Source organism: Mycobacterium heckeshornense (assembly GCF_016592155.1).
In the GTDB taxonomy this organism is placed as follows: Bacteria; Actinomycetota; Actinomycetes; order Mycobacteriales; family Mycobacteriaceae; genus Mycobacterium; species Mycobacterium heckeshornense.
In genome coordinates this window covers 3,146,035-3,172,963 of record NZ_AP024237.1, presented here as the reverse complement: position 1 = coordinate 3,172,963, position 26,929 = coordinate 3,146,035, and the positions used below count along the sequence as shown (strand labels likewise).

At 68.1% G+C, this 26,929-nt stretch carries 26 protein-coding genes; 18 read left to right on the top strand and 8 right to left on the bottom strand.

The genetic code is table 11. From position 1 onward, the window contains the following. The first annotated feature begins 5 nt into the window (after positions 1-5). From tesB to MHEC_RS15065, 7 genes are all read left to right on the top strand, one after another. Positions 6-848: an acyl-CoA thioesterase II gene (tesB, locus tag MHEC_RS15095; RefSeq protein WP_048892200.1), complete on the top strand. Its 843-nt coding sequence runs from the start codon at positions 6-8 to the stop codon at positions 846-848. Continuing rightward, the gene (pdxT, locus tag MHEC_RS15090) at positions 845-1,441 is read left to right on the top strand and encodes a pyridoxal 5'-phosphate synthase glutaminase subunit PdxT (protein ID WP_048892199.1); all 597 of its coding nucleotides are present in this window, start codon (positions 845-847) and stop codon (positions 1,439-1,441) included. The genes tesB and pdxT overlap by 4 nt, the downstream gene beginning before the upstream one ends. A gap of 70 nt (positions 1,442-1,511) precedes the next feature. Further along, a complete protein-coding gene (locus MHEC_RS15085; RefSeq protein ID WP_048892198.1) occupies positions 1,512-2,264 on the top strand; it encodes a YebC/PmpR family DNA-binding transcriptional regulator in 753 nt (250 codons plus the stop codon). A gap of 93 nt (positions 2,265-2,357) precedes the next feature. Next, positions 2,358-2,912 carry a crossover junction endodeoxyribonuclease RuvC gene (gene ruvC, locus MHEC_RS15080; protein WP_048892197.1) on the top strand — a complete coding sequence of 185 codons (555 nt, stop codon included), beginning with the start codon at positions 2,358-2,360 and terminating at the stop codon, positions 2,910-2,912. Continuing rightward, on the top strand, positions 2,909-3,496 hold the full coding sequence (ruvA, locus tag MHEC_RS15075) for a Holliday junction branch migration protein RuvA (protein WP_048892196.1): 588 nt from the start codon (positions 2,909-2,911) through the stop codon (positions 3,494-3,496). Before ruvC ends, ruvA begins: the two co-directional genes overlap by 4 nt. After that, positions 3,493-4,557 carry a Holliday junction branch migration DNA helicase RuvB gene (ruvB, locus tag MHEC_RS15070; RefSeq protein ID WP_048892195.1) on the top strand — a complete coding sequence of 355 codons (1,065 nt, stop codon included), beginning with the start codon at positions 3,493-3,495 and terminating at the stop codon, positions 4,555-4,557. Before ruvA ends, ruvB begins: the two co-directional genes overlap by 4 nt. 91 nt (positions 4,558-4,648) lie before the next feature. Beyond that, a complete protein-coding gene (locus tag MHEC_RS15065) occupies positions 4,649-5,302 on the top strand; it encodes a hypothetical protein (protein WP_048892194.1) in 654 nt (217 codons plus the stop codon). Positions 5,303-5,323: 21 nt separating this feature from the next. Here MHEC_RS15065 and car read toward each other — a convergent pair whose 3' ends face one another. Together car and MHEC_RS15055 are read right to left on the bottom strand one after the other, a co-directional pair. Beyond that, complete coding sequence (gene car, locus MHEC_RS15060; protein ID WP_048892193.1) at positions 5,324-8,836, bottom strand: carboxylic acid reductase; 3,513 nt, start codon at positions 8,834-8,836, stop codon at positions 5,324-5,326. Positions 8,837-9,081: 245 nt separating this feature from the next. Continuing rightward, a complete protein-coding gene (locus MHEC_RS15055; protein ID WP_048892192.1) occupies positions 9,082-9,546 on the bottom strand; it encodes a MarR family winged helix-turn-helix transcriptional regulator in 465 nt (154 codons plus the stop codon). A gap of 65 nt (positions 9,547-9,611) precedes the next feature. Between MHEC_RS15055 and MHEC_RS15050 the strand changes: the two genes are divergently transcribed. Further along, the gene (locus MHEC_RS15050) at positions 9,612-10,430 is read left to right on the top strand and encodes an alpha/beta fold hydrolase (RefSeq protein WP_048892191.1); all 819 of its coding nucleotides are present in this window, start codon (positions 9,612-9,614) and stop codon (positions 10,428-10,430) included. Positions 10,431-10,437: 7 nt separating this feature from the next. Here MHEC_RS15050 and gabT read toward each other — a convergent pair whose 3' ends face one another. The 4 genes from gabT to MHEC_RS15030 all read right to left on the bottom strand — a co-directional run bounded on the left by gabT (position 10,438) and on the right by MHEC_RS15030 (position 14,134). After that, positions 10,438-11,778 carry a 4-aminobutyrate--2-oxoglutarate transaminase gene (gabT, locus tag MHEC_RS15045; RefSeq protein WP_048892190.1) on the bottom strand — a complete coding sequence of 447 codons (1,341 nt, stop codon included), beginning with the start codon at positions 11,776-11,778 and terminating at the stop codon, positions 10,438-10,440. A gap of 88 nt (positions 11,779-11,866) precedes the next feature. Then, the gene (locus tag MHEC_RS15040) at positions 11,867-12,259 is read right to left on the bottom strand and encodes a hypothetical protein (protein ID WP_099869218.1); all 393 of its coding nucleotides are present in this window, start codon (positions 12,257-12,259) and stop codon (positions 11,867-11,869) included. A gap of 44 nt (positions 12,260-12,303) precedes the next feature. Next, positions 12,304-12,990 carry a nitroreductase family protein gene (locus MHEC_RS15035; protein WP_048892188.1) on the bottom strand — a complete coding sequence of 229 codons (687 nt, stop codon included), beginning with the start codon at positions 12,988-12,990 and terminating at the stop codon, positions 12,304-12,306. Between the two features lie 4 nt (positions 12,991-12,994). Beyond that, positions 12,995-14,134, bottom strand: a complete 1,140-nt coding sequence (locus tag MHEC_RS15030; protein WP_048892187.1) for an amidohydrolase family protein — start codon at positions 14,132-14,134, stop codon at positions 12,995-12,997. Between the two features lie 65 nt (positions 14,135-14,199). Here MHEC_RS15030 and yajC point away from each other — a divergent pair, with 65 nt between their 5' ends. The 6 genes from yajC to MHEC_RS15000 all read left to right on the top strand — a co-directional run bounded on the left by yajC (position 14,200) and on the right by MHEC_RS15000 (position 22,200). Continuing rightward, a complete protein-coding gene (gene yajC, locus MHEC_RS15025) occupies positions 14,200-14,529 on the top strand; it encodes a preprotein translocase subunit YajC (protein WP_048892186.1) in 330 nt (109 codons plus the stop codon). Between the two features lie 87 nt (positions 14,530-14,616). Continuing rightward, positions 14,617-16,308, top strand: a complete 1,692-nt coding sequence (gene secD, locus MHEC_RS15020; RefSeq protein ID WP_048892185.1) for a protein translocase subunit SecD — start codon at positions 14,617-14,619, stop codon at positions 16,306-16,308. Positions 16,309-16,322: 14 nt separating this feature from the next. Then, entirely contained in the window at positions 16,323-17,594 is a 1,272-nt protein-coding gene (gene secF, locus MHEC_RS15015; RefSeq protein ID WP_048892184.1) for a protein translocase subunit SecF, read from the top strand. Between the two features lie 4 nt (positions 17,595-17,598). After that, positions 17,599-19,254 (top strand): ABC transporter substrate-binding protein, encoded by a 1,656-nt coding sequence (locus tag MHEC_RS15010; protein ID WP_048892183.1) that lies wholly within the window; start codon positions 17,599-17,601, stop codon positions 19,252-19,254. Then, positions 19,251-19,787 (top strand): adenine phosphoribosyltransferase, encoded by a 537-nt coding sequence (locus MHEC_RS15005; protein ID WP_048892233.1) that lies wholly within the window; start codon positions 19,251-19,253, stop codon positions 19,785-19,787. The genes MHEC_RS15010 and MHEC_RS15005 overlap by 4 nt, the downstream gene beginning before the upstream one ends. Before the next feature lie 58 nt (positions 19,788-19,845). Further along, complete coding sequence (locus MHEC_RS15000; protein WP_048892182.1) at positions 19,846-22,200, top strand: RelA/SpoT family protein; 2,355 nt, start codon at positions 19,846-19,848, stop codon at positions 22,198-22,200. 76 nt (positions 22,201-22,276) lie between these two features. Here the strand turns inward: MHEC_RS15000 and MHEC_RS14995 are convergent, their stop codons facing one another. Beyond that, positions 22,277-22,570 carry a hypothetical protein gene (locus tag MHEC_RS14995; RefSeq protein WP_048892181.1) on the bottom strand — a complete coding sequence of 98 codons (294 nt, stop codon included), beginning with the start codon at positions 22,568-22,570 and terminating at the stop codon, positions 22,277-22,279. Positions 22,571-22,868: 298 nt separating this feature from the next. Here MHEC_RS14995 and MHEC_RS14990 point away from each other — a divergent pair, with 298 nt between their 5' ends. Continuing rightward, a complete protein-coding gene (locus MHEC_RS14990) occupies positions 22,869-23,177 on the top strand; it encodes a hypothetical protein (RefSeq protein WP_039889773.1) in 309 nt (102 codons plus the stop codon). A gap of 29 nt (positions 23,178-23,206) precedes the next feature. Further along, positions 23,207-23,944, top strand: a complete 738-nt coding sequence (locus tag MHEC_RS14985; RefSeq protein WP_048892180.1) for a hypothetical protein — start codon at positions 23,207-23,209, stop codon at positions 23,942-23,944. A 23-nt stretch (positions 23,945-23,967) separates the two neighbouring features. Here MHEC_RS14985 and MHEC_RS14980 read toward each other — a convergent pair whose 3' ends face one another. Next, positions 23,968-24,855, bottom strand: coding sequence for a peptidylprolyl isomerase (locus MHEC_RS14980; protein ID WP_048892179.1), 888 nt, complete (start codon positions 24,853-24,855; stop codon positions 23,968-23,970). Between the two features lie 110 nt (positions 24,856-24,965). Between MHEC_RS14980 and MHEC_RS14975 the strand changes: the two genes are divergently transcribed. Both MHEC_RS14975 and hisS read left to right on the top strand, forming a co-directional pair. Then, positions 24,966-25,631 (top strand): MBL fold metallo-hydrolase, encoded by a 666-nt coding sequence (locus MHEC_RS14975; protein WP_048892232.1) that lies wholly within the window; start codon positions 24,966-24,968, stop codon positions 25,629-25,631. Next, positions 25,628-26,890: a histidine--tRNA ligase gene (hisS, locus tag MHEC_RS14970; protein ID WP_048892178.1), complete on the top strand. Its 1,263-nt coding sequence runs from the start codon at positions 25,628-25,630 to the stop codon at positions 26,888-26,890. Before MHEC_RS14975 ends, hisS begins: the two co-directional genes overlap by 4 nt. The last annotated feature ends 39 nt before the right edge of the window (positions 26,891-26,929 follow it).

Here is a 26,929-nt window from a genome sequence, read left to right as displayed (position 1 = left end):
GTTTCGTGTCGATCGAGCAGATCCTTGATCTCGAACAACTCGAGGTCAACATCTACCGCGGCCGCGTGTTCAGCCCGGAATCGGGCAACTGGCAGCGCACCTTCGGTGGCCATGTCGCGGGCCAGTCGCTGGTGTCGGCCGTGCGCACCGTCGACCCCCACTACCTGGTGCATTCCCTGCACGGTTACTTTCTGCGCCCGGGAGACGCCAAGGCGCCCACCGTTTTTCTCGTCGAACGCATCCGTGACGGCGGCTCGTTTTGCACCAGGCGTGTTAACGCGATCCAGCATGGGGAGACGATCTTTTCCATGTCGGCGTCGTTTCAAACCGACCAAAGCGGCATCGAGCATCAAGACGTGATGCCGTCCGCACCGCCACCGGATGACCTGCCGGGGCTGGCCTCGGTCAAGGTGTTCGACGACGCGGGATTTCGGCAGTTCGACGAGTGGGACGTGCGCATCGTGCCCCGGGAGCAGCTGCGGCGCCTGCCCGGGCTGGCGGCGCAGCAGCAGGTGTGGTTTCGCCACCGTGACCCGCTGCCCGACGACCCGGTGCTGCACATCTGCGCGCTGGCCTACATGAGCGACCTCACGCTGCTGGGCTCGGCGCAGGTCAACCACCTCGACGAGCGACACCACCTGCAGGTCGCGTCGCTGGACCACGCGATGTGGTTCATGCGCCCGTTCCGGGCCGACGAATGGCTGCTCTACGACCAGTCCTCACCGTCGGCCTGCGGGGGGCGGTCGCTGACCCAGGGCAAGATCTTCAACCAATACGGCGAGATGGTCGCGGCGGTGATGCAGGAGGGGCTGACCCGCTACAAGCGCGACTTGCGTGCCGCGCTATGAGCCCGCCACGGGTCGGGGTCCTGGCGCTGCAGGGCGATACCCGCGAGCACCTCGCGGCGCTGCGCGAAGCCGGCGCCGACCCGATCCCGGTGCGCCGCCGCAGCGAACTGGATGCGGTGGACGGGCTGGTGATCCCCGGCGGGGAATCCACCACGATGAGCCATCTGCTGCGCGACCTCGACCTGCTCCAACCGTTGCGGGCGCGCCTCGCGGGCGGGTTGCCGGCTTACGGCGCCTGTGCCGGGATGATCCTGCTGGCCACCGAGATCCTGGACGCCGGGGCGAACGGCCGGGAAGCCGTTCCCTTGCGGGCTATCGATATGACGGTGCGCCGCAATGCTTTTGGCCGCCAAGTCGACTCGTTCGAGGGGGATCTGGAGTTTGCGGGCCTGCACGGTGCGGTGCACGCGGTGTTCATCCGTGCGCCCTGGGTGGAGCGGGTCGGCGCCGACGTGCAGGTGTTGGCCCGGGCGGCCGGACATATCGTCGCGGTCCGGCAGGGTCCGATGCTGGCGACGGCGTTTCATCCCGAAATGACCGGCGATCGGCGCATCCACCGCATGTTCGTCGACATCGTCAACGGGCGCTCGTGAGCTCGCGCCGGCCGGAGCCCACGTAGACTCGTCTGGCGAACTTCGGCAGAGCACGTACAAGAGGTAGCGGATGAGCGGCCACTCCAAATGGGCCACCACCAAGCACAAGAAAGCCATCGTCGACGCCCGGCGCGGCAAGATGTTCGCCCGGCTGATCAAGAACATCGAGGTCGCCGCGCGGGTCGGGGGTGGTGATCCGGCGGGCAATCCCACGCTGTATGACGCGATCCAGAAGGCCAAAAAGAGCTCGGTTCCCAACGAGAACATCGAGCGGGCCCGCAAGCGCGGTGCCGGCGAGGAAGCCGGTGGCGCCGACTGGCAAACCATCACCTACGAGGGCTATGGTCCCCACGGGGTAGCCATCCTCATCGAATGCCTCACCGACAACCGCAACCGCGCCGCCAGCGAGGTGCGGGTCGCGATGACCCGCAACGGCGGCACCATGGCCGACCCTGGGTCGGTGTCCTACCTGTTCGCCCGCAAAGGGGTCGTCACGCTGGAGAAGGACGGCCTGACCGAGGACGATGTGCTGGCGGCCGTGCTGGACGCCGGCGCGGAGGACGTCAACGACCTTGGGGACAGCTTCGAGATCATCACCGAACCCGGTGACCTGGTGGCCGTGCGCACCGCCTTGCAGCACGCCGGAATCGACTACGACTCCGCGGAAGCCGGGTTCCAGCCGTCGGTCACGGTTCCGCTCGATGCCGAGGCTGCGCGCAAGGTCATGAAACTCGTCGACGCGCTCGAAGACAGCGACGACGTGCAGAACGTCTACACCAACGCCGATATCCCCGACGAGATACTGGCCCAGATCGAGGCCTGACAGCCGCGGGCCGCGCGCTGTGTCGCTGCCCGGAGATGTCGGCTCCAGCCGTTAGGGTTATCGAACAGCCGTTCGGTGTCGAGGGAGCATGCGGTGCGCGTAATGGGAGTCGACCCCGGATTGACCCGCTGCGGTCTGTCGGTGGTGCAGAGCGGACTGGGCAGACAGGTGATCGCCCTGGACGTTGACGTGGTGCGCACCCCTGCCGACGAGCCGTTGCCGCGGCGGTTGCTCACCATCAGCGACATCGTCGAGCACTGGCTGGACACTCATCATCCCGACGTCATCGCGATCGAGCGGGTGTTCTCCCAACAGAACGTCTCGACGGTGATGGGCACCGCGCAGTCCGGCGGGGTGATCGCGTTGGCGGCGGCCAAGCGCGGGATCGACGTTCATTTCCACACCCCCAGCGAGGTCAAGGCCGCCGTGACCGGAAACGGCAGCGCCAGTAAGGATCAGGTGACCACGATGGTGACCAAAATCCTTGCGCTGCAAGCTAAACCGACACCGCCGGACGCCGCAGACGCACTAGCGCTGGCGATCTGCCATTGCTGGCGCGCGCCGATGATCGCCCGGATGGCGGCCGCTGAGCTCAAGGCGGCCGAGCACCGCAAGAAGTTCGCCGCGAAGGTGAGGGCCGCCCGGTGATCGCGTCGGTGCGCGGTGAGGTTCTCGAGGTGGCGCTCGACCACGCGGTGATCGAGGCGGCCGGGGTCGGCTACCGGATCAACGCGACGCCGTCGACGCTGGCGACGCTGCGACGCGGCAGCGAAGCCCGGCTGATCACCGCGATGATCGTGCGCGAGGATTCGATGACGCTCTACGGTTTTCCCGACAGCGAGACCCGCGACCTGTTCCTGACGTTGTTGGGGGTCTCCGGGGTCGGGCCGAAGATCGCCCTGGCCACCCTGGCTGTGTATGACGCCGCGGCGCTGCGTCAGGTGCTGGCCGACGGCGACGTCGCCGCGTTGACCAGGGTGCCGGGCATCGGCAAGCGCGGCGCCGAGCGGATGGTGCTCGAGCTGCGCGACAAGATCGGGCCGGCCGCAGCGCCGAGCGCATCGGTCAACGGTCATGCGGTGCGAGGACCCGTGGTGGAAGCCCTTGTCGGCCTTGGGTTTGCGGTCAAGCAAGCGGAGGATGCCACCGACGCGGCGCTGGCCGCCGACGGCGGCGCCACCACGGCCAGCGCGCTGCGTGCCGCCCTGTCGTTGTTAGGCAAGACGACATGAGCCGATTCGACGATTTGCCCGTGGAGCCCGCCGAGCGGGACGTCTCGCCGACGCTGACCGTCGGCGAGGGCGACGTCGACGCCAGCCTGCGGCCGCGTACGCTGGCCGAGTTCATCGGCCAGCCGCGGGTGCGCGAACAGCTGCAGCTGGTCATCGAGGGCGCCAAGAACCGCGGCGGCACACCGGATCACATCCTGCTGTCCGGACCGCCCGGTCTGGGCAAGACGTCGCTGGCGATGATCATCGCCGCCGAGCTCGGGTCGTCGCTGCGGGTGACGTCGGGTCCGGCGCTGGAGCGGGCCGGGGATCTGGCCGCGATGCTGTCCAATCTCGTCGAGCACGACGTGCTGTTCATCGACGAGATCCACCGCATCGCCCGGCCCGCCGAGGAGATGCTGTATCTGGCGATGGAGGATTTCCGGGTCGACGTCGTCGTCGGCAAAGGCCCGGGCGCGACGTCGATTCCGCTGGAAGTCGCCCCGTTCACGCTGGTGGGCGCGACCACCCGGTCCGGCGCGCTGACCGGCCCGCTGCGCGATCGTTTCGGCTTCACCGCTCACATGGACTTCTACGAGCCCGCCGAGCTCGAGCAGGTGCTGGCGCGTTCGGCCGGGATCTTGGGTATCGAGCTCGGCGCCGACGCCGCCGCGGAGATCGCGCTGCGCTCGCGGGGGACACCGCGGATCGCCAACCGGCTGCTGCGGCGGGTGCGCGACTTCGCCGAGGTGCGCGCCGACGGGGTGATCAACCGTCACGTCGCCAAGTCCGCGCTGGAGGTCTACGACGTCGACGAGCTCGGCCTGGACCGGCTCGATCGCGCAGTGCTGTCGGCGCTGACCCGCAGCTTCGGCGGCGGCCCGGTCGGGGTGTCGACGCTGGCGGTGGCGGTCGGGGAGGAGGCCACCACCGTCGAGGAGGTCTGTGAGCCGTTCCTGGTGCGGGCCGGCATGATCGCGCGCACCCCGCGCGGCCGGGTCGCGACCCCGCTGGCCTGGACTCATCTGGGAATGACGCCGCCGGCGGGGGTCTCCGGGTGGGCCCAGCCGGGCCTGTTCGACTAGCCGGCGGCGGCGTTACAGCCGCACCCGATGCGGGTACCCATCGGGCACCTGGCGCCGGGACAGCCGGAGCCCAAGGGTGGATGGAGACACGATGAGAGACTCACGCAGTGGAGTCGACGGCTACGATGGTCTGCACATGCCACGCAGCCGCGGCGCGATCACCGGCCTGCTGCTTGTCCTGCTGGGGGCCTGGGGTGGCGTGATACCGTTCGTCGGGCCCTACTTCGACTTCGCCTATACGCCCGACCAGGCCTGGACGTGGACCGCGGCCCGCGGCTGGCTGGAGGTATTCCCTGGGGTCACCACGCTGGTGGGAGGTCTGCTGCTGGTCGGTTCCGGTAACCGTGCCACCGCGATGGTCGGCGGCTGGCTGGCCACCTTTGCCGGCGCTTGGTTCGTGGTGGGCGGCGCGCTGGCCCCGGCGCTGCGCATCGGCAATATCGGCCATCCGGTGGCGTCGACCGACGGCAAGCGGGCGCTTCTAGAGATCGCGTACTTCTCCGGCCTGGGGACGCTGATCGTTTTCCTGGGCGGAGGTGTCCTGGCGCGGCTGGTGGTGCGGTTAGCCCGCGACGTCGAGCCGGCACCCGCGGCCACGGACATGCCCGCGGCCGGGCCGGCGCCGGAGTACTCGGCCGCTCCCGAGGTTTCGCCGGACGCGGTCACCCAGGTGGGCGGTGAGCAGTACGAGCCGCGGCAGCGTGGCAGCTTCTTTCGCCGCCGCCACGTCAGCGCCGCCCGCTAAGCCAGCGCGACCGGCTTCTCATCACAGGAAGCCGAGCAACTGCAGGTCGGTGGCGTACTTGACGATGATCTCCCGGGTCACGTGCGGAATGTCGTGGTCCGGGCCGATCTTCTTCTCGTGCACCGCGGCCCGGAACCGATCGGTCGGGGCCATCGATCCCCGGATCGGCTTTTCGGGCTTTTGATAGTTGTGCAGCAGCGGCAGCAGCGAGTACTGACGCTGCCGATCCGGCAGGGCCCGCATCGCGGTCTCGAACCTGCGCAGCCAGTCCGCGTAGTCGTCGACACGCTGGATCGGGTAGCCGGACTCGATCAGCCAGTCGACGTATTCGTCGAGCCCGATGCCGTCGTCATGCGGGTTCATCACGTGGTACGTCTGGTAGCCGGCGGGGGCCGGCGTCCCCAGGGTGGAGATCGCCGCGGCGATGAACTCCACCGGCAGCCCGTCGTAGTGGGCGCGCTGCCGGTTGCCCTCGGCGTCGAGCTCGTAGAACGAGCGGGGCGCGATGCCGGTGGCCACCAGGCTCAGCATCAGCCGGGTGAACATGTCCGGCAGGTTGAGCTGCCCCGCATACGTGGTGTCGGCCAGGATCATGTCGCAGCGGAATACCGTGACCGGCAGGCCGCACAGGTCATGGGCTTCACGCAGCAGCACTTCCCCGGCCCACTTGCTGTTGCCGTAGCCGTTGGCGTAGGCATCGCTGATCCGCCGGGTCGGGCTGATCACCCGGATGTCGGCGTCCTCGGTGAACCTGGCGGGCTCGATCTGGTCGCCCACCCCGATCGTCGACACATAGGTGTAGGGCTTGATCTTCGTCGTCAACGCCAGCCGGATCAGCTCGGCGGTGCCCAGCACATTCGGGCCGAAGAGCTCGCGGTACGGCAGCACATGGTTGACCAGCGCCGCGGGGTCGACGATCACATCGACGGTATCGGCCAGCCGCTGCCAAGTCGGTTGATCCAGGCCAAGATTCGCTTCGGACTTGTCGCCGGCGACCACCTCCAGATGATCGGCGGCCAGCTCGCGGTAGTGCGCCCGCAGCTTCGGGTCGCCGGCGAACGTCCGGTCGAGACGCTCCCGCGCCGAGGCGTCGTCTTTGGCGCGCACCAGTGCGATCACCGTGCCGTCGACGAGGTTCATCCGCTCCAGCCACTCCAGCGCCAGGTAGCGGCCCAAGAATCCGGTCGCGCCGGTCAGCAGCACCGTGCGCACCTCGGTGCCCGGGCCGGGCAGGGTCGGGGCCGTGGCCAGTGTGTGCGCGTCGAGGAACTTGTCCAGCGTCAGGTCCCGGGCGTGCACCTCGACCGCCGCTCCTTCGTCTGGACCGGCGTGCACCGAGGCAAACGTGGGCCGTTTCGAGCCGTCCGGTGCAAGCGCGGCCGCAATGAAGCCGGCGATGGCCTGCAGGTCGGATGCCGGGCTGACGATTACCCCCACCGGCACGTCGACGTCGTAGATCTCGCGCAACAGACTGCCGAATGTCACCGCCGACAACGAGTCTCCGCCCAGGTCAGTGAAGCGGACATCCGGCTGCAGCTCGCTGACCGCGGCACCCAGCAGCGCACCGGCGGCCCGGGTAACCGTTTCCAGCACCGGACGCTCGGCGCCGCCGCGGCGCAGCTCGCTGAGCTCGTCGGCCTGGTTGCGGTCCAGCTCGGCGTAGAGCCGTTCGAGCCGCTCGCCGTAGCGCTCCTTCAACTTGGGCCACGCCAGCTTGCGGATACCGGTGAGCAGACCGTTCTCCACCGTGAACGGCTCGGTCTCGATGAGGAAGTCGCGCGGCACCTCGTAGGACTGCAGGCCGGCGTCTTTGGCGACGCGCTGCAGTGATTCGGCGATGCGGCGCTTCAGCTCGTCACGATCGGGGCGGGCCAGCGCATCTTCGGTCGGCACCACGACCGCCAGCAGGTAGGGGTGGGCGCTGTTGCCGTAGACGTAGATCTGCCGGACCAGGGGGCTGTTGCCCAACACGGCCTCCAGCTTCGCCACGGTGACGAACTCGCCTTGCGCAAGCTTGAGCACGTTGTTGCGGCGGTCGACGTAGACCAGCCGGTCGGGGCCGACCTCCGCCACGACGTCGCCGGTGCGGTAGTAGCCGTCGTCGTCGAACACGTCGGCGGTGATCTCCGGGCGCTGGTAGTAGCCCGGGAACATGTTCTCGGTCTTGAGCAGCAGCTCGCCCCGGGGGAAGGGCCGGTCGGTGCTGAAGTAGCCCAGATCGGGCACGTCGGCCAGCTTGTAGTCGATCACCGGCGGGCGTTGCACGACACCGTCATACAAGACCATCCCGGCCTCGGTGGAGCCGTAGCCGTCCAGCAGGTGAATCCCGACAAGCGACTCGACCCATGCTTTGAGCTCCGCGGAGATCGGCGCCGAGCCCGTCATCGCGAAGATGGCTCGCCCGCCGAGCAGGTGGTCGCGCAGGTCGTCCATCACCTGGGTTTCGGCGGTGGCCCGGTCGGCGCCCTCCGCGGTCAGCCGGTCCACCCTGGCGAGAAACTCTGCGTGCAGGGTGTCCCAGACCCGCGGAACGAAGTTCAATTCGGTGGGCCGCACCAGGGCGAGGTCTTCTAGCAGCGTCGACAGGTCGCTCGTGGCGCCGAAGTAGGCGGTGCCGCCGTTGCCCAGCGTTCCGTACAGGATGCCGCGGCCCATGACGTGGCTCATCGGCATGAAGTTGAGGGTGATCGATGCGGCACTCGGGCCGAACCAGTTGCGGCTGGACCGCTGCCACATCTTGGCGACGTTGCGCTGCGGGTACATCGCGCCCTTGGGTGTGCCGGTGCTGCCGGAGGTGTAGATCAGCAGCGCCAGGTCGTCGTCTTCGGCGGCGACCGTCGGAGCAGGCAGCGCCCTGCCGCGTTCCAGCACCTCGGCCAGAGTCTCCACGGGCACCGAATGTCCGGCCAGTCGGCCACGGGCGGCATCCAGCGCCTCGCGGTGGTCGTCGACCTCGCGGTGATAGTCGAACACCACGAGCCGCGCCGGCGCGTGACCGGTCAGGATCAGTTCGACCGCGTCGGACAGGTAGGCGACGCTGGCCGCGATCACCCTCGGCTCGGTCTCGGCGACGATGGGCCGTAGCCGGTCGACGGCCGCGCTGGTCTGCAGCGGCACCGAAACGGCGCCGATCCGGGCCAGGGTCACGTCGATCGTGGTGTAGTCGACGCTGGTGAAGCCCAGGATGGCGACGCGGTCACCGGGTGAGACGGCCTCGTGGGCCCACGCGCTGGCCAACGCGTCGACGCGGTCGGTCAGTTCGCGATAGGTGATCGTGTCGAAGCGGGGGAGCAGCCGCGCCGAAGTGCGGCCCGTGGTGGGGTCTTTGACCACCTCGACCGCGCGTTGCCCGAGGGCCGGCCGGTCGGCGTAACCCTCCAGCACGGTCTGGATCACCTGCGGGAGGCGCAGCCCGGGCTGCTCGAGGGCCGCAGCGACCGCCGGGTCCGGCCGGGCGGCGGCGAACTGCGGATCGTTGGCGGCCAATTCGGCGATGCGGCGCTCGAGCTGCTCTTCACGGGTATCAATCGACATCACATGACCTCGCAAGTACGACTTGGGAAAGTTGACCGGCGCCACGCTGCGCCCGGAAGAAACTACGTTAGCAAAGCTAAATTTATTCCGGAATGCGCGAGCGTTGTGAGATCGATTACCGGATAGTTGTCCCGACTCGGGCGCGCCGACTGTGCGGTGTCGTAACCTGGCAAACCGCAGCAGCCGTTATGAATCGGCGCCATCGGTGGCTTGATTCGTCCGGTCATCGACCAAGGGTGTCGGCACTAGCGCCGGGCGTCGTCGGGGTCGAGCGCGTCGAGCAGCCGCTGCATGGTCGCGCACATGTGGGCAAAGTCGTTGGCTCCCACCAACTTCGACCACCGCGCCTCGATATCGGCCACCCGGTCACCGGCGTCGGCCATCAAGTGTCTTCCGCGGTCGGTCAGATCGATCAGCTTCGCCCGTCCGTCAGCCGGGTCGGGACGGCGGGTCAGATAGCCCAGTGCGGCCAGATCGTTCACCAACTCCGACGTCGCAGCGAGGCTCAGCTGGGCTCGGGCGGCGAGCTCTGTCAGACGTACCCCACCGGTGCGAATGTTGCCGAAAACCTGCAGGTGGGGATCGCGGACGTCGCCATAGCCCCGCTCAGCGCGCGGCGCGGCCAAATCCTGGCGAAAGCGTCGCAACAATCGCACCAGCAATTGGCCAACTGCCTGTCGGTCCGTCGGCAGATCGCTTGACTCTGCCATGCGCCCAGAGAATACTACGGTTGCCGAAACTTCGGGCTCCGAAGCAAATCACGGAGGTTGGTCATATGGCCGATACCCAATTTGTCAGCACGAGCCTGGGACGTCTTCATGTGCGGCGCGGTGGCGCAGGGCCCACCGCGGTGTTGTGGCACAGCCTGTTCGTCGACTCACGGTCCTGGGGCGCGGTGTTCGACGCGCTGGCCGGGCATCGCACCGTGATCGCGATCGACGGGCCGTCTCATGGTAAAAGCGACCCCGTCACCCGCGACTTCACCTTCGACGAGTGCACGCACGCGGCTGTGGAAGCCCTGGACCGGCTCGGCATCGACGAACCGGTTGACTGGGTCGGCAACGCATGGGGTGGACACGTTGGGATCCTGCTGGCCGCGACCCGGCCGCGGCGCATTCGCACGCTGACAACGATCGGCACCCCGGTTCCGGCGCTCGGTCCCCGGTTTCGCTGGACCAAGGCATGGCCGCTGGTCGTCCTGTACCGGTTGGCCGGCCCGACATCGTTCCTGTGCAGCGCGCTGTCGAGCAACCTGTTGGGCCCGGAAGCTGTCGCCACCCAACCGGATCAAGCGGCCATCGTTATCGACGCATTCCGCATGGCCGACCGGCGTGGGATGCTGCACGCCATGCGCTCGATGATGCTGCACCGGCCAAGCCTTGCCGACCGCCTGCAGGATATCGTCGCGCCCACACTGATGCTGGCCGCCCGCGACGACGATGAGGGCTGGCCGCCGCGCGAGGCCGAGGCTGCCTGCGCCACCATGCCGAATGCCCGCGCGGCCGTAGTGGCAGGTACCGGCCGGGTAGCGCCGCTGCTGTTGGACGCCGACCTGATCGCGGGGAGCGTGGTGGAGCTGGCGCCGATTGCATGAAGACAGGTCAGAGCTTCGCGAGCAGCTCTGCGATGACGTCCAGCGCTTCGGTCAGCAGCTCGTCGCTGATGGTCAGCGGCGGCAGCAGCCGCACCACGTTGTCGAAGGTGCCGGCGGTCAACACGATCACTCCGGCGGCGCGCGCGGCGGCCGCGAGCGCCTCGGTCAGCTCGGGATCCGGGTCGGCGCCGCCGGCTTTCACCAGCTCGATGGCCATCATGGCGCCCCGCCCGCGGACATCGCCGATGCGGTCGTCGTCGCGCTGCAACGCCAGCAGCCGCTCGCTCATCAGCCCGCCGATCCGCCGCGCCCGCTCGACCAGCCCGTCGCTCTCGATGGTCGCGATGGCGGCCAGTGCCGCCGCACAGCTGACCGGGTTGCCGCCGAAGGTGCCGCCCAGGCCGCCGGGAGGGGCGGCGTCCATCACGTCGGCGCGTCCGGTCACCGCCGAGAGCGGCAGCCCGCCGGCAATGCCCTTGGCGACACAGGTCAGGTCGGGCTCGATGCCCTCGTGCTCGCAGGCGAACATCGCCCCGGTGCGCGCGAATCCGGTCTGGATCTCGTCGGCGATGAAGACCACGTTGTTCCGCTGGCACCACAGGCGCAAAGTCGGCAGAAATCCCGGGGCCGGGACGATGAAACCGCCTTCACCCTGGATCGGTTCGATCAGCAGCGCCGCGACGTTGCCGACGCCGACCTGCTGGTCGATGTAGCGGATCGCACGCTGGGCGGCCAGCTCGCCGTCGGTGGCCAGCTTTTCGTCGAGCAGGCGGTCGCGAAACGGGTACGACAGCGGAGCCCGGTAGATCTCCGGCGCAAACGGCCCGAAACCGCTTTTGTACGGCATGGATTTGGCGGTCAGCGCCATCGCCAGGTTGGTGCGGCCGTGATAGGCGTGGTCGAACGCCACCACCGCCGGTTTGCGGGTATAGCAGCGGGCGATCTTGATGGCGTTCTCGACGGCCTCGGCGCCGGAGTTGAACAGTGCCGAGCGCTTGTCGCCCGCGCCCGGGGTCAACCGGTTGAGCTGCTCGGCAACCGCGACGTAGTTCTCGTACGGGGTGACCATGAAGCAGGTGTGGGTGAACTCGGCGACCTGCGCGCGGACCGCCTCCACGACCCGCGGCGCGGCGTTGCCGATCGTGGTGACCGCGATCCCCGAGCCGAGGTCGATCAGCCGATTGCCGTCGACGTCCTCGACGATGCCGCCGCCTGCGCGCACCGCATAGACCGGCATGGCGCTGCCGACCCCGCGGGCCACCGCGGCGGTCCGACGCGCGGCCAGTTCCCGCGAGGCCGGGCCCGGGATGTCGGTGAGGAGCCGGCGACTCTGGTTGAGGACGGGCACGTCGGTCTCCTCACGGGCGGGTCCGGGTCGCGGGGTGGTTCGAGCCTATCCGCGGCGGCCCGACGGCGACGGGAACCCGGTTCGCGGGCTACCCGGTCGCGGGTACCAGCGGTGGCCGGCAGGCGTTGGACGTCGGGTCCCACCACCAGCCGTTGTCGCATGCCAGCGGTTGCGCCGCCATCCCCAGCGGCCGGCAGACGTTGGCCGTGGGGTCCCACCACTGGCCGGTTCCGCAGTCCAGTGGCTGCGGCCCGACACCCAGCGGTCGGCAGACGTCGCCGGTGGGGTCCCACCACTGGCCCGGGTCGCACTGCAGGGCCAGCGGCGCATCGGCTGGCCGGCACATGTTGGCCTTCGGGTCCCACCACTGGCCGTTCGTGCACTGCGCGGAACTTACTGCCGGCCTGGCGACGGTCATCAAAGCCAGGGGCGCCATTCCCATTACGACGACAGCCGCTAACCGGCGGACAAACTTGTGCACTGCATGCCTCCCTGCTGTTCTTGGCTCGCTACCTTAGCCACTCGCTAGCCGCTAGCCCCGAACACCGGGCCGTCGACCGAGTCCACGGTGGCGAAGGCGCTGACCGGGGCGCGGCTGAGCCGACGCGGCTGGCGGACCGGGTACCCCAGCGCGATCACCGCCGCCAGCGCCAGCGGGTCGCGCGCGCCCAGCAACGTCTTCACGTCGCCTTCGGCGCGGATCAGGATGGTGGTGATCACACCGCCCAGGCCTTGGTCGCGGGCGGCCAGCAGAATGTTCCAGGTAAACGGGTAGATCGACGCGCCGCCGGCAAACGAATACCGGGCCGCGTCGCGGTCCATGGCCGCCAGCAACGACAGGTCGACGAACACCGCCAGCAGCACCGGCGCCCGGTCGAACCACTGGGCGAAGCCGCCCGCGGCGGTGCCGTCGCCGCCGGGAGCGGCCGCCAGGGCACGGGCCTCCGCGTCGCGGTCGTTGGTCGGCGCCCAGGGCCGAAGCCCGGCCGCGGCCATCGCCGCGTATTCGGTCATGCCCTGCCGGTAGAGGTCGCCAAGCCGGCGACGTGTCGCGGGATCCCGGACGACCACCACCCGCCAGGCCTGAGCGTTGCCGCCGCTGGGCGCAAACCGGGCCGTGTCGAGCACGCGGGCCAGCACGCCGTCGTCGACGGGCTGTTCGGTGAAGTCGCGGATCGCACCGGTGGTGCGCAACGCCTCGGTCAGCTCCATCCGCTCAATGATGAAGCAGCGTGTCGACGTTGTCGTGAAACAGTCCGGGCATCGCCGGCTCCTCGCAGCCCATCCGGCGGTAGTCATCGAGCGGTGTCGCGGTCCCCTCGGAGTGCGGGTAGTCGCTGCAGAACATGAACACGTCGCCGGTCTTGTCGGTCAGCTGCTTAGGGTCCTCGTAGGAAAACGAGGACACCCGGACATGCTCGAGGAAGTATTCGCTGGGCCGCCGTGACAGCGTCGCCACCGGCCTGCCGTTGAGCCTGGTGGTGAAGTCCGACGCGCCGTCCAGCAGCAACAAAAACTGGGGCACCCACGCCGAGCTGAGCTCGACCACGCCGAAACGAAGCCGCGGATGGCGCTCGAACACGCCGTGCAAGATCAAATCGGTCAACGCCAGCGCCGGTGGCACCCAGAGGAACACCGCTTCGGTCGCGGGGACCAGATCGCCGGACTGGTCGCCGGGATACCAGCAATCGTCGAAGACCCGCACCTGATCGGCGACGTGGAACACCGGGGTGATGCCATGGTCGACGAACGCCGACCAGATCCGGTCATGGTCGGGATGCGACAATGCGCGCCCGTCGACCGATCCCGCGCCGATCATGGCCAGCCTGACCCCGGCCCCGGCGAGTCGCGCCAGTTCGGTCTTTAGCCACTGCGGGTCGCGCAGCGTCAGATGAGCGACCGGGTGAAGTCGGCCCCGGCCCTCGGCCTGCACCGCGGCGCACCACCGATTCCACGCCGTCATGTTCGCGGTGACCGCGGCCAGCGACGAGGACAGGCGCCGCTCCCACAGCAAGCCGTAGTTCGGAAACACGACGGCTTCGTCGAGACCGACGTCGTCGAGCCAGCGAACGCGAGCCTCGGGGCGCCAGTAGGAGGCCGGCAACACCTCGTCGTAGCGATAGGACGGCGGTTTGCCGGCCCGGTAGCGGTTGCGGTGGGCCCCGCAGGACGCGGTGTCGCCGGGGAGGTGGACGTCGGCCAGCGCCAGGGGAGCGCCTCGCCAGCTCAACCAGGTATAGCCGCGTTCGTCGTCGACCAGGCTCAGCGCTTCGTCGCGGGCGGACGGATCGATGTGGTCGGCCCACAGGGACCGGCTCTCGTAGAGGTGCTGGTCGGAGTCGACAATGCGGGCCATATCGCCCGTTGTCCCACTGCCGCACCGCCGCGTCAAGGGCTGGGCGCGATGGCAGACTGGCCGTCATGAATCAACTGGTCGTTTTCGTGCCGCTGCTTGTCCTGCTGGCAGCGTTCATGTTCTTCGCGTCGCGGCGACAGAAGCGTGCGATGCAAGCCACCATCGACTTGCACGAGTCGCTGCGCATCGGCGACCGGGTGCACACCACATCCGGGCTGCAGGCCACGGTCACCGGGATCACCGACGACACGGTCGACCTCGAAATCGCGCCGGGCGTGGTCACCACCTGGATGAAGCTGGCGATTCGGGACCGTATCGAAGCAGAGGAGGCCGCCCGCGACGACGACGACGTCGAGCAGGACACCGGTGACCCGGAGCGCCTGACCAACGACTGAGGTCCGCCCACCGGCACGTAATCTTTGCGGGGTGCAGTCGCAGTGATCACCGTGGGAGCGGATCGCGCGAGAGTGTGAGGAGACAACGTGGCATCGCCTTCGGCGCCGGTGCGTCCTGCCCGTTATCTGTCGGTGTTCCTGATGCTGCTCGTCGGTGTCTACCTGCTGGTGTTGCTGACGGGCAACAAGCGGGCCGAACCCAAACTCGGCATCGACCTGCAGGGCGGTACCCGGGTCACGCTGACGGCGCGGACGCCGGACGGCTCGGCCCCGACCCGCGAGGCGCTGTCGCAGGCCCAGCAGATCATCAGTGCCCGGGTCAACGGGCTGGGCGTCTCCGGTTCGGAAGTCATCGTCGACGGGGACAACCTGGTCATCACGGTGCCCGGAAACAACGGCAACGAGGCCCGCAACCTGGGGCAGACCGCGCGGTTGTACATCCGGCCGGTGACCAACGCGATACCGGCGGAGTCCGCGCCGCCACCCGACCAGCAGACCGGCCAGGCGCCCGGAGCCGCCCGGCCCGGCCCGGCCCCGGCCGGAGCCCCGGCCGGCCAGCCGACACCGCAGCCGCGGCCTTACCCGCAGGAGCCGACGCCCACCCCGGCGACGCCGGCGCCGAGCCCAGCGCCGGCGCCGGCCGAAAAGCCCGGTCCCCCAGATCCGCGCAAAGACCTCGCCGAGCGCATCGCCCAGGAGAAGAAGTGGCGGCAGAGCACCAGCCAGGGCGTGCAGTTTTTGGCCCTGCAATACCAGGCCACCCGCTGTGGGCAGGACGACATCCTCGCCGGCAACGACGACCCCAACCTGCCCCTGGTGACCTGCTCGACCGACCATAAGACCGCCTACCTGCTGGCGCCGTCGATCATCAGCGGTGACCAGATCCAAAACGCCACCTATGGTCTGGACCAGCACAGCGGCGGCTACGTCGTCGATTTGCAGTTCAAGAGCTCGGCGGCCAACACCTGGGCGGACTTCACCGCCGCCCACGTCGGCACCCAGACGGCGTTCACCCTGGACTCGCAGGTGGTCAGCGCGCCGCAGATCCGGGAGGCGATCCCGGGCGGCCGTACCCAGATCACCGGGAACTTCACCCAGAGCCAGGCCCGGGAACTGGCCAACGTGCTCAAATACGGGTCGTTGCCGCTGTCCTTCGAATCCTCGGAAGCCGAAACCGTCTCGGCCACACTCGGTTTGACGTCGTTGCGAGCGGGCCTCATCGCGGGTGCGATCGGGCTGGCCCTGGTGCTGGTGTACTCGCTGCTGTACTACCGGGCTTTGGGTGTGCTCACTGCGCTGTCGCTAACTGCTTCGGGCACAATGGTTTTCGCGATCTTGGTGCTGCTGGGCCGATATATCAACTACACGCTGGACTTGGCCGGCATCGCGGGTCTGATCATCGGTATCGGCACCACCGCCGACTCGTTCGTGGTGTTCTTCGAACGCATCAAAGACGAGATCCGAGAGGGTCGTACGTTCCGCTCGGCGGTGCCTCGCGGTTGGGCGCGGGCCCGCAAGACGATCCTGTCGGGTAACGCGGTGACCTTCCTGGCCGCCGCCGTGCTGTACTTCCTGGCCATCGGACAGGTCAAGGGGTTCGCCTTCACGTTGGGGCTCACGACCATCCTTGACACCGTCGTGGTGTTCCTGGTGACCTGGCCGCTGGTTTACCTGGCCTCCAAGTCGGTGACCCTGGCCAAGCCGGCCTACAACGGCCTGGGCGCTGTCCAGCAGGTCGCCCGCGAACGTCGCGCCCTGGCTCATTCACAGGCCGATTAGGACGGGATAGCGAAATGGCCTCCAAAGCAACAGAAGCCGTGGAACTCACCGAGTCCACCGCCACCGTCGTCGACAGCATCCCCGCCGCCCAGCTGCCACGCCACGGGTTCTTGTCCCGGCTCTACACCGGCACGGGCGCGTTCGAGGTGGTGGGACGACGCCGGTTCTGGTACGCGATCAGCGCGACGATCGTCGCAATCGCCGTGGCCAGCATTGCCATTCGCGGGTTTACCTTCGGCATCGATTTCGCCGGCGGCACCAAGGTGTCGTTCCCGCGCGGCGACGCCAAAGTTGCCCAGGTCGAAGACGTCTTCCGGCGCACGCTGGGCAGCGACCCGGAGTCGGTGGTGATCGTGGGCAGCGGCGCCTCGGCCACTGTTCAGATCCGCTCCGAAACGCTGACCAATCAGCAGACAGCGAAGTTAAAAGACGCCCTGTTCAACGCTTTTCATCCGCGCGGCGCCGACGGACGGCCCAGCAAGCAGGCGATCAGCGACTCGGCGGTTTCGTCGACCTGGGGTGGCCAGATCACCAAGAAGGCCTTGATCGCGCTGGTGGTGTTCTTGGTGCTGGTGACGCTGTACATCACCGTGCGCTACGAGCGTTACATGGCGATCTCGGCGCTGGCCGCCCTGTTCTTCGACCTTACCGTCACCGCGGGAGTGTATTCGCTGGTCGGCTTCGAGGTCACCCCGGCCACGGTCATCGGGTGGCTGACGATCCTGGGTTTCTCGCTGTACGACACGGTCATCGTGTTCGACAAGGTCGAGGAGAACACCCGCGACTTCCAGCACACCACCCGGCGCACCTTCGCCGAGCGGGCCAACCTGGCGGTCAACCAGACCCTGATGCGATCGATCAACACCAGCCTGATCTCGGTGCTGCCGGTGATCGCCTTGCTGGTGGTGGCGGTGTGGCTGCTCGGCGTGGGCACCCTCAAGGATCTGGCGCTGGTGCAGCTGGTCGGCATTCTCGTCGGGACCTACTCGTCGATCTTCTTCGCCACCCCGCTGCTGGTCACCCTTCGGGAGCGCACCGAACTGGTGCGCAATCACACTCGCCGGGTGCTACGGCGCCGCGATCCGGCTCGGGTCAGGGACACCGAGAAAGCGGAGACCGCGACCGAGTCCCGGGAGGCTTCGCCGGACGAGGAGCCGCGGCAGGGCATCGGCGCGGCCGCACCCGCTCGCAGCAAGCCGGCGCCGGCCAAACCCGCGCCCGGTGCGCGCCCGGTGCGCCCCGCAAGCAGCCGGCGACGTCCCACCGGCAAGCGGAACAAGCGATAGCCCGATGGCGGTCTGGTGTCGGCGCGCGGCCGCGGTGTCGGCGGCGGCGACGCTGGTGGCAGCCGGCCCGGGGTGGCTGACGGCGTGCTCGGGCAGCGCCTCCGGCCAGATCGACTATGTGGTCGACGGGACGCTGGTGAGCTACAACACCAACACCGTCGCGGGTGCCGCGTCGGCCGGGGCGCAGGCTTTCGCCCGCACCCTCATCGGGTTCGGCTACCACGGGCCCGACGGGCAAGTCGTCGCCGACCACGACTTTGGAACCGTGTCGGTGGTTGGCGGGGCGCCGCTGGTGCTCGACTACCAGATCGCCGACAACGCCGTCTATTCCGACGGCAGGCCCATCACCTGTGACGACCTGGTGCTGACCTGGGCCGCGCAGTCGGGCCGTTTTCCCGGATTCGACGCCGCCAGCCACGCCGGCTACGCCGATATCGCCAACGTCGATTGCCAGCCGGGCCAGAAGAAGGCGCGGGTGTCGTTTGCCCCGGACCGCACCGTCATCGACTACACCCAACTGTTCACCGCGACCTCGCTGATGCCGTCGCATGTCATCGGCGATGAGCTCGGCGTCGACGTGACCACCGCGCTGCAGACGAACAACACGCCGGTAGTGGACCGGATCGCGCAGGTGTGGAACACGACGTGGGATCTCAAGCCCGGTATCGACCTGAAACACTTCCCGTCGTCGGGACCGTACAAGATCGAATCGCTGCTCGACGGTGGCGCCGTGGTGCTCGTCGCCAACGACCGCTGGTGGGGCACCAAACCCGTTACCAAGCGAATCACGGTGCGGCCGCAGGAAGCCGACATTCAAGACCGGATCAACAACAAGTCCGTCGACGTCGTCGACGTCGCGGCCGGGTCGTCGGGATCGCTGATCACACCGGACAACTACCAGCGCACCGATTCGGCTTCGGCGGGCATCGAGCAGCTGATCTTTGCCCCGGTCGGCCCGCTGTCGCAAACCCGGGCCCGCCGGGCCCTCGCGCTGTGCACGCCGCGCGATCTCATCGCACGCGACGCCGGTGTGCCGATCGCCAACGCGCGGCTGCACGCCGCCACCGACGACGCCCTCGGTCAGGCCGAGAGCGCAACCCCGGCGGCCGCGCCGTTCATCCGCTCCGATCCCGCGGCCGCCCGCGGCGAGTTGGGCGGTGCGCCCCTGTCCGTGCGGATCGGCTACCGGGCGCCCAACGCGCGGCTGGCGGCCATCGTCGGCGCCATCGCCAAGGCCTGCGCACCGGCTGGCATCGCGGTCTCCGACGCGACCTCGCCCTCCGCGGGCCCGCAGACACTCAAAGCCGGCCAGATCGACGCCTTGCTGGCCGGTACCGGAGGCGCCACCGGCGGCGGATCGACCGGATCCTCGGCGATCGACGCCTACGACCTGCACAGCGGCAACGGCAACAACCTGTCCGGTTACCACAACGGTCAAGTCGACGGCATCATCAGCGCTCAGGCGGTCTCCGCTGACCCGGTAGAACTGGCCCGGCTGCTCGGCGACGGTGCCGCGGTGCTGTGGGCGGACATGCCGACGCTGCCGCTGTACCGCCAGCAGCGCACGCTGGTGACGTCGAAGAAGATGTATGCCGTCAACAGCAATCCGACCCGTTGGGGTGCGGGGTGGAACATGGACCGCTGGGTGCTGGTGCGGTGACGGCTCGCGGCGGCCCAGTTGAGAACCTCATCGCGTCTTTGACCCGGGAGGTAGCCGATTTCCCTACGCCGGGAACACAATTCAAAGACCTCACCCCGCTTTTCGCCGACGCCCGCGGACTGGCCGCAGTCAGCGAGGCGCTGGCCGACGCGGCCGCCGGAGCCGACCTGGTGGCGGGCATCGATGCCCGTGGCTTCCTGGTGGCGGCGGCGCTGGCCACCCGGCTCGGCACCGGCGTGCTGGCCGTCCGTAAGGGCGGCAAGCTCCCGCCGCCGGTGCTCGCCGAGCAGTACCACCTGGAATACGGCACCGCTGTTTTGGAGATTCCGGCCAGCGGTATCGAGCTGACGGCGCGGCGCGTGGTCATCGTCGACGACGTGCTGGCCACCGGCGGCACACTGGCTGCGGCGCGCCGGTTGCTCGAGCACGCTGGCGCCGTCGTGACCATGGCCGCGGTCGTGCTGGAGCTCGCCGAGCTGGGCGGGCGCGGACTGCTGGCACCGCTGCCGGTGCGCAGCCTGCGCAGCATCTGAATCGCTACCCGCCCGCGCCCAGCTGGAGCGATATCCTGGGAGCTCGGAGGTGACGAACGTGGCGGACGACCGGGCTCAAGCGTTAGAGCCGGCTGTCGAATCGCCGCCGGTCCCCGACGCACTGCCGGCCGAATCTCGGGTAGGGCTGAAAACCAGTACCAGCGCGTCGCGGCGGGTTCGGGCGCGGCTGGCGCGGCGGATGACCGCGCAGCGCAGCGCCATCAACCCGGTGCTCGAACCGCTGGTGGCAGTGCACCGGCAGGTCTACCCCAAGGCCGATCTGTCGCTGCTGCAACGGGCCTACGAGGTCGCCGAGCAGCGCCACGCCAGCCAGCTGCGCCATTCCGGGGATCCCTACATCACTCACCCGTTGGCCGTCGCCAACATCCTGGCCGAGCTGGGCATGGACATCACCACGCTGGTGGCCGCGCTGCTGCACGACACGGTCGAAGACACCGGTTACCCGCTGGAGCAGTTGACCGAGGAATTCGGCGAAGAGGTTGGCAATCTCGTCGACGGCGTGACCAAGTTGGACCGGGTAGTGTTGGGCAGCGCCGCCGAGGGTGAGACGATCCGCAAGATGATCATCGCGATGGCCCGCGACCCGCGGGTGCTGGTGATCAAGGTGGCCGACCGGCTGCACAACATGCGCACCATGCGCTTCCTGCCGCCGGAGAAGCAGGTCCGCAAGGCCCGCGAAACCCTGGAAGTCATTGCGCCGCTTGCACATCGGCTGGGCATGGCCACCGTCAAGTGGGAGCTGGAGGACTTGGCGTTCGCGATCCTGCATCCCAAGAAATACGAAGAGATCGTACGGCTGGTAGCCGACCGCGCGCCGTCGCGGGACACGTACCTGGCCAAGGTGCGCGACGAGATCGTCGCCACCCTCAAGGCGTCGAAGATCAACGCCACCGTCGAGGGTCGGCCGAAACACTACTGGTCGATCTACCAGAAGATGATTGTCAAGGGCCGCGACTTCGACGACATCCACGACCTGGTGGGCATCCGTATCCTGTGCGACGAGATCCGTGACTGCTATGCCGCGGTGGGCGTGGTGCATTCGCTGTGGCAGCCGATGGCCGGGCGGTTCAAGGACTACATCGCCCAGCCGCGCTACGGGGTGTACCAGTCGCTGCACACCACGGTCGTCGGCCCGGAGGGCAAGCCGCTGGAGGTGCAGATCCGCACCCGCGACATGCACCGCACCGCCGAATACGGCATTGCCGCGCACTGGCGCTACAAAGAAGCCAAGGGCCGCAACGGCGTTCCGCATCCGCATGCCGCCGCCGAGATCGACGACATGGCCTGGATGCGTCAACTGCTCGACTGGCAACGGGAGGCCGCCGACCCCGGCGAGTTCCTGGAGTCGTTGCGCTATGACCTGGCGGTGCAACAGATTTTCGTGTTCACCCCGAAGGGCGACGTCATCACCTTGCCGGCCGGGTCGACGCCGGTGGACTTCGCCTACGCCGTGCACACCGAAGTCGGACACCGTTGCATCGGTGCGCGGGTCAACGGTCGGCTGGTGGCGCTGGAGCGCAAGCTCGAAAACGGGGAAGTCGTCGAGATTTTCACCTCTAAGGCGCCCAACGCCGGGCCGTCGCGTGACTGGCAGCAGTTCGTGGCGTCGCCGCGCGCCAAGACCAAGATCCGCCAATGGTTTGCCAAGGAGCGCCGCGAGGAGGCGCTGGAGGCGGGCAAGGAAGCGATGGCCCGGGAAGTGCGCCGCGGCGGACTCCCGTTGCAGCGCTTGGTCAACGGCGGATCGATGGCGGCGGTGGCGCACGAGCTGCACTACGCCGACGTGTCGGCGCTCTACACCGCGATCGGTGAGGGACACGTGTCGGCCAAGCACGTCGTGCAGCGGCTTTTGGCCGAGCTCGGCGGCATCGAACAGGCCGAGGAGGAGCTCGCCGAGCGGTCCACGCCGGCAACCATGCCGCGCCGCCAGCGCGCCGACGACACCGGCGTCGCGGTGCCCGGAGCTCCCGGTGTGATGACCAAGCTGGCCAAATGCTGCACGCCGGTACCCGGCGATCAGATCATGGGCTTCGTCACCCGCGGCGGCGGGGTCAGCGTGCACCGCACCGACTGCACCAACGCCGCGTCGCTGCGCCAGCAGTCCGAGCGGATTATCGAGGTGCACTGGGCGCCATCGCCGTCGTCGGTGTTTTTGGTGGCGATCCAGGTCGAGGCGCTCGACCGGCATCGGCTGCTCTCCGACATCACCCGGGCGCTCTCCGACGAGAAAGTGAACATTCTGTCGGCGTCGGTGACCACGTCGAACGACCGGGTTGCCATCAGTCGCTTCACGTTTGAGATGGGCGACCCCAAGCATCTGGGGCATCTGCTCGACGTCGTCCGCAACGTCGAGGGCGTCTACGACGTCTACCGGGTCACGTCGGCGGCGTAACAACGGCGAGCAGACGCAAAAACCCCTGCAGCAGCTCAGTTTTGGGTGTTTTTGCGTCTGCTCGCGGTGAACGTGGTCACTTCACGATGCGGTAGCAGAATGCGCCAACCTTCCCGGCCGGCTGGCAAACAACGTGCTCTCGGGGTTGATCCGCCGACTGCTGACGGAGCTGGTTTTGCGGGTTGGCGGAACCGCCCACCGGCGGGCATGGATCGGTCGTGTCGGCGACACACTGCGGGGTGTTCGCATGGGCTTGCGCCACCAGGCCGGTACCGCCGACCGCGCCGGCCAGCACCAGCGCACCGGCGCCCACGATCACCGCGTGCTTGCCGAATGTGAGGACCCGTGACGGATCCCAGCGACTGGACATCGTTGTCTCCTCGCGACGGCTACCTAACGACACTCTAGTCCATAAAAGTGAACTTCTGTAGTAGAGAATGGCTGATTCGTGCGCGCAGCCGGCATATCGTCTACCGCCGCCAAATGCGACACGCCGCCTAATCCCGCGACATGCGCATGTTTGGCGGCATCGGTCGCGACCGGGCGACCCACAGACAGGTAAACAGCAGTTTACAAAAGTGGACCTTTGTTACGATCATGGGTCGGATCGCGTCATTAGGCACTTTCGGTTGTGCTTGGGCCACCGGGCTGAGCTACTGTCCATCGCCATGGACGACCGTGACAAAGACCCGGCGGTGGTCCTTTCCTACCTTGTGGGCCGGCCCCTTGCCGCCACCGAGGTCTACGAGGCGTTCGGGTACCGCAAATCGGCCTACTACAAGGCGGCTCGTGAGGGCAGGCTGATCACCGCGGACAACCTCATCAGGGCGGCCGAGTATTTCGGGCTGAACCCGGTCGACCTGCAGGTCCGCTACGGGCTGATCCCGCATGAGGCGGTCACCGAGTACGTCGATTCGACGCCGCACCGGGTGAGGCTGCGCGACCTGCAACCCGACCCGAGGAAACCGCCTGTCTGACGCCATCGCGGGTAAGTTGGGCGGTGACAATGGTGTCTGCACTCATCCTCGCCACCCTGGCCGCCGTCTTTTACAGCTTGTGGATCCGCCGTCACACGTGGCGGTCCCGCTGGGAAGCCGGTGCGAGCCTCAATATCGCCCTGCAGGGCTGCGCGGTGTTGCTGATGTCGCCATGGGCGTCGGCGCGATTGGGGCCGCCGCTGCACCACCTCGTCGGGCGATGGAATGTGGAGGATCTGCTCGGCCACCTGTGCTTGATTGGCGCGGTGACGGCCATCATCCTGCACGGGTTGGCCCGGCTGGGCGACGAGCGCCAGCTGCGCGGCCTGTTTCGCCGGCAGGTCGAAATCCCGTTGCTGCTTGGCATTCCGTTGCTGGTAGCGGTGTTCGTCGTCGCCGACGAGGGCTATCACCCGGACCTGTTCCCGGCCCATGTCAGCACGGTCTGGTTCGGTGCCTACTGGCTGGTGCTGGGAGCCCTGTTGATCTATTTGTTCAGCTACGCAGGCAGGGTGCTGCTGATCCTGCGGAAGGACCCGCGTTCGACGACGACGGTCAACCTCTATCTGATATCGGCCGCCTTCGGTATCGCGGCGACCGCGATCCAGGTGATCACCGCCGAGATCGGTGTCGATATCACTTTGCCCGTCTGGCTGTGTGCCTGCCTGGCTGCGGTCGGTTTCGCCTTCGGGTCGGCCCGATCCTGGCACGCCAAAGTCACCTGGTTCACCAGCGGCGACAACCCGCCGACGGATTCCTCCGGGTAGGCCGGGGGCTAGCCCGGGCCGGGTCAGTCGAGGCGCACCGAGGTGATCGTGACGTCCTCCGCGGGTTCGCCGTCCTCCTTGCCACCGGCCACGCCGGCTTTGGCGATCTTGTCCAGGGTGGCCAGCCCGTCCTGCTGGATCGTGCCGAACACCGTGTACTCCGGCGGCAGCTGTGAATCCCGGTACACCAGGAAGAACTGGCTGCCATTGGTGTTCGGCCCGCTGTTGGCCATGGCCAAGGTGCCGCGCGGATACACCACCGGTTCGTGCAATGCCGGGTCGTCGGGCTTGTACTGGTCGGTGGGGTATTCGTTGGCGAATTGGTAGCCCGGTCCACCCGTGCCGTCCCCCTTCGGGTCACCGCACTGCAGCACACCTAAGGTCGGCGAGGTCGTCAGCCGGTGACATCGGGTGCCGTCGAAGAACTTCTGCCCGGCCAAGCTGGCGAAACTGTTGACCGTGCACGGTGATCTGTCGTTGGCGAGCAGCAGGCCGATGTTGCCCCGGTTGGTGACCATGCTGACGCTGACCTGGGCCGGGTCGGTGGGTATGTGGCCCGACCGCGGGGGCTTAACCGGCTTGCTGGCCGGGTCCGGCGACGGCGGGTACTGACAGTCGGCACCGAGGTCGGCCGACGGGCTAAACGCCGGCAACGGCGGCGCTGCCGGCAGGGCCGGCCGAGCTGAGGTACTCGCGGCCGCGGTGCCCGTCTTCGCCGACGCGGCCTTGTGGTGGTGCTCGCGGTTGGTGAGCACCAGGGTCGCCACCGCCGCGGCGACCACCAGCACCGCCGCGACCGAACCGCCGGCGATCAGCAAGGCCCGGCGCCGGCGGGCCTGCTGGGCACGACGCTCCAGCCGCCGTTCCAGTTTGCGCTTGGCCGCCGCCCGTCGTTGTTCATTGCTCGGCACCGCCGCTACCCCTCCATCGTTGTTGCCTCGCGTCTGGACAGAGTGTGCCAGTCACCGGTGAATGCGGGTCGCACCACCCGGCGGCGGCGGCAGATGGGACACTGGGGACCGTGCTGATCACCGGATTTCCCGCTGGACTGCTGCAGTGCAACTGCTACGTGGTGGCACCGCGACCGGGAGCGGACGCCATCATCATCGACCCCGGCCAGCGTGCTTTTGCCCCGCTGCGACGGATCCTCGACGAAAACCGGCTGACCCCGGCGGCCGTCCTGCTCACCCACGGTCATATCGACCACATCTGGTCGGCGCAGAAGGTGTCCGACACGTTCGGCTGCCCCGCCTACATCCACCCCGAGGACCGTTTCATGCTGACCGACCCGATCAGGGGTTTCGGGCCGCGGCTGGGCCAGCTGCTGCTGCGCGCGATGTTCCGCGAACCCAAACAGGTCGTCGAACTCGACCGCGATGGCGACAAGCTCGACCTGGCCGACATCACCGTGACCGTCGACCACACACCCGGCCACACCCGCGGATCAGTCGTTTTCCGGCTCGGCGGCGACGGCTCCGACGTGGTGTTCACCGGCGACACGCTGTTCGAGCGCTCGGTGGGCCGCACCGACCTGTTCGGTGGCAGCGGCCGTGACCTGCTGAGCTCGATTGTTGACAAGCTTTTGGTGCTCGACGACAACACCGTGGTGCTGCCGGGGCACGGCCCCAAGACCACGATCGGCGCCGAGCGACGATACAACCCATTCCTCGAAGGCCTTAGCCCGTGAGCCGATTCTCGGCACCCAAGGGTGTACCGGACTACATTCCACCGGAGTCGGCGGGATTCGTCGCGGTCCGCGACGGCCTGCTCGACGCCGCCCGCCGTGCCGGCTACCGCGATATCGAGTTGCCGATCTTCGAAGACACCGCGCTGTTCGCCCGTGGGGTCGGCGAGTCCACCGACGTGGTGTCCAAGGAGATGTACACGTTCACCGACCGCGGTGACCGGTCGGTCACCCTGCGCCCCGAGGGCACGGCCGGTGTGGTTCGCGCGGTGATCGAGCATGGTCTCGACCGCGGGCCCCTGCCGGTCAAACTGTGCTACGCGGGCCCGTTCTTCCGCTACGAACGTCCGCAGGCGGGCCGCTACCGCCAGCTGCAGCAAGTCGGGGTGGAGGCGATCGGGGTCGACGATCCCGCGTTGGACGCCGAGGTGATCGCGGTGGCCGACGCGGCGTTTCGTGCGCTCGGCTTACGGGACTTCAGGCTCGAAATCACTTCGCTGGGCGACGACACATGTCGTCCCCAATACCGAGAGTTGTTGCAGGACTTCCTATTTCAGCTCAATTTGGATGAGGAAACCCGCAGGCGTGCCGAGCTCAACCCGATGCGGGTGCTCGACGACAAGCGTCCCGAGATCAAGGCGATGACGGCCGGTGCACCGGTGATGCTCGACCACCTCTCCGACGTCGCCAAGCAGCACTTCGACACCGTGCTGGCCCACCTGGACGCGCTCGGCGTGCGATATGTCATCAACCCGCGCATGGTGCGCGGCCTGGACTACTACACCAAGACCGCGTTCGAGTTCGTGCATGACGGGTTGGGCGCGCAGTCCGGCATGGGCGGCGGCGGCCGCTACGACGGCCTGATGCGCCAACTCGGCGGAGCCGACCTGTCCGGCATCGGGTTCGGGCTGGGCGTGGACCGTACACTGCTGGCCCTGCACGCCGAGGGCAAGACGGTCGGGGAGGCCGGCCGATGCGACGTGTTCGGGGTGCCGTTAAGCGATCAGGCCAAGCTTCGGTTGGCGGTGGTGGCCGCACAATTGCGGGCCGGTGGGCTGCGGGTTGATCTGGCGTACGGCGATCGCGGCCTCAAGGGTGCGATGCGCGCGGCGGACCGTTCCGGCGCACGCTTCGCGCTGGTCGCCGGCGACCGCGATATCGAGTCGGGCACCGTCGGGGTAAAGGACCTGGCGACCGGTGAGCAGCAGGCAGTGCCCATCGATTCCGTTGTTTCCGAAGTAATTTCGCGGCTGAACTCCTAGTTACGGCACAGCCGCATCTGTCTGGGCTAGATGCATGCC

Coding starts and splice junctions, on each gene's coding strand:
- MHEC_RS14990 (WP_039889773.1), top strand. CDS start 22,869: ATGGACGACCGTGACAAAGACCCGGCGGTGGTCCTTTCCTACCTTGTG.
- car (WP_048892193.1), bottom strand. CDS start 8,836: ATGTCGATTGATACCCGTGAAGAGCAGCTCGAGCGCCGCATCGCCGAA.
- MHEC_RS14985 (WP_048892180.1), top strand. CDS start 23,207: ATGGTGTCTGCACTCATCCTCGCCACCCTGGCCGCCGTCTTTTACAGC.
- secF (WP_048892184.1), top strand. CDS start 16,323: ATGGCCTCCAAAGCAACAGAAGCCGTGGAACTCACCGAGTCCACCGCC.
- MHEC_RS15055 (WP_048892192.1), bottom strand. CDS start 9,546: ATGGCAGAGTCAAGCGATCTGCCGACGGACCGACAGGCAGTTGGCCAA.
- MHEC_RS15085 (WP_048892198.1), top strand. CDS start 1,512: ATGAGCGGCCACTCCAAATGGGCCACCACCAAGCACAAGAAAGCCATC.
- MHEC_RS15030 (WP_048892187.1), bottom strand. CDS start 14,134: ATGGCCCGCATTGTCGACTCCGACCAGCACCTCTACGAGAGCCGGTCC.
- MHEC_RS15050 (WP_048892191.1), top strand. CDS start 9,612: ATGGCCGATACCCAATTTGTCAGCACGAGCCTGGGACGTCTTCATGTG.
- MHEC_RS15010 (WP_048892183.1), top strand. CDS start 17,599: ATGGCGGTCTGGTGTCGGCGCGCGGCCGCGGTGTCGGCGGCGGCGACG.
- MHEC_RS15065 (WP_048892194.1), top strand. CDS start 4,649: ATGAGAGACTCACGCAGTGGAGTCGACGGCTACGATGGTCTGCACATG.
- pdxT (WP_048892199.1), top strand. CDS start 845: ATGAGCCCGCCACGGGTCGGGGTCCTGGCGCTGCAGGGCGATACCCGC.
- MHEC_RS14995 (WP_048892181.1), bottom strand. CDS start 22,570: ATGTCCAGTCGCTGGGATCCGTCACGGGTCCTCACATTCGGCAAGCAC.
- ruvB (WP_048892195.1), top strand. CDS start 3,493: ATGAGCCGATTCGACGATTTGCCCGTGGAGCCCGCCGAGCGGGACGTC.
- yajC (WP_048892186.1), top strand. CDS start 14,200: ATGAATCAACTGGTCGTTTTCGTGCCGCTGCTTGTCCTGCTGGCAGCG.
- MHEC_RS15035 (WP_048892188.1), bottom strand. CDS start 12,990: ATGGAGCTGACCGAGGCGTTGCGCACCACCGGTGCGATCCGCGACTTC.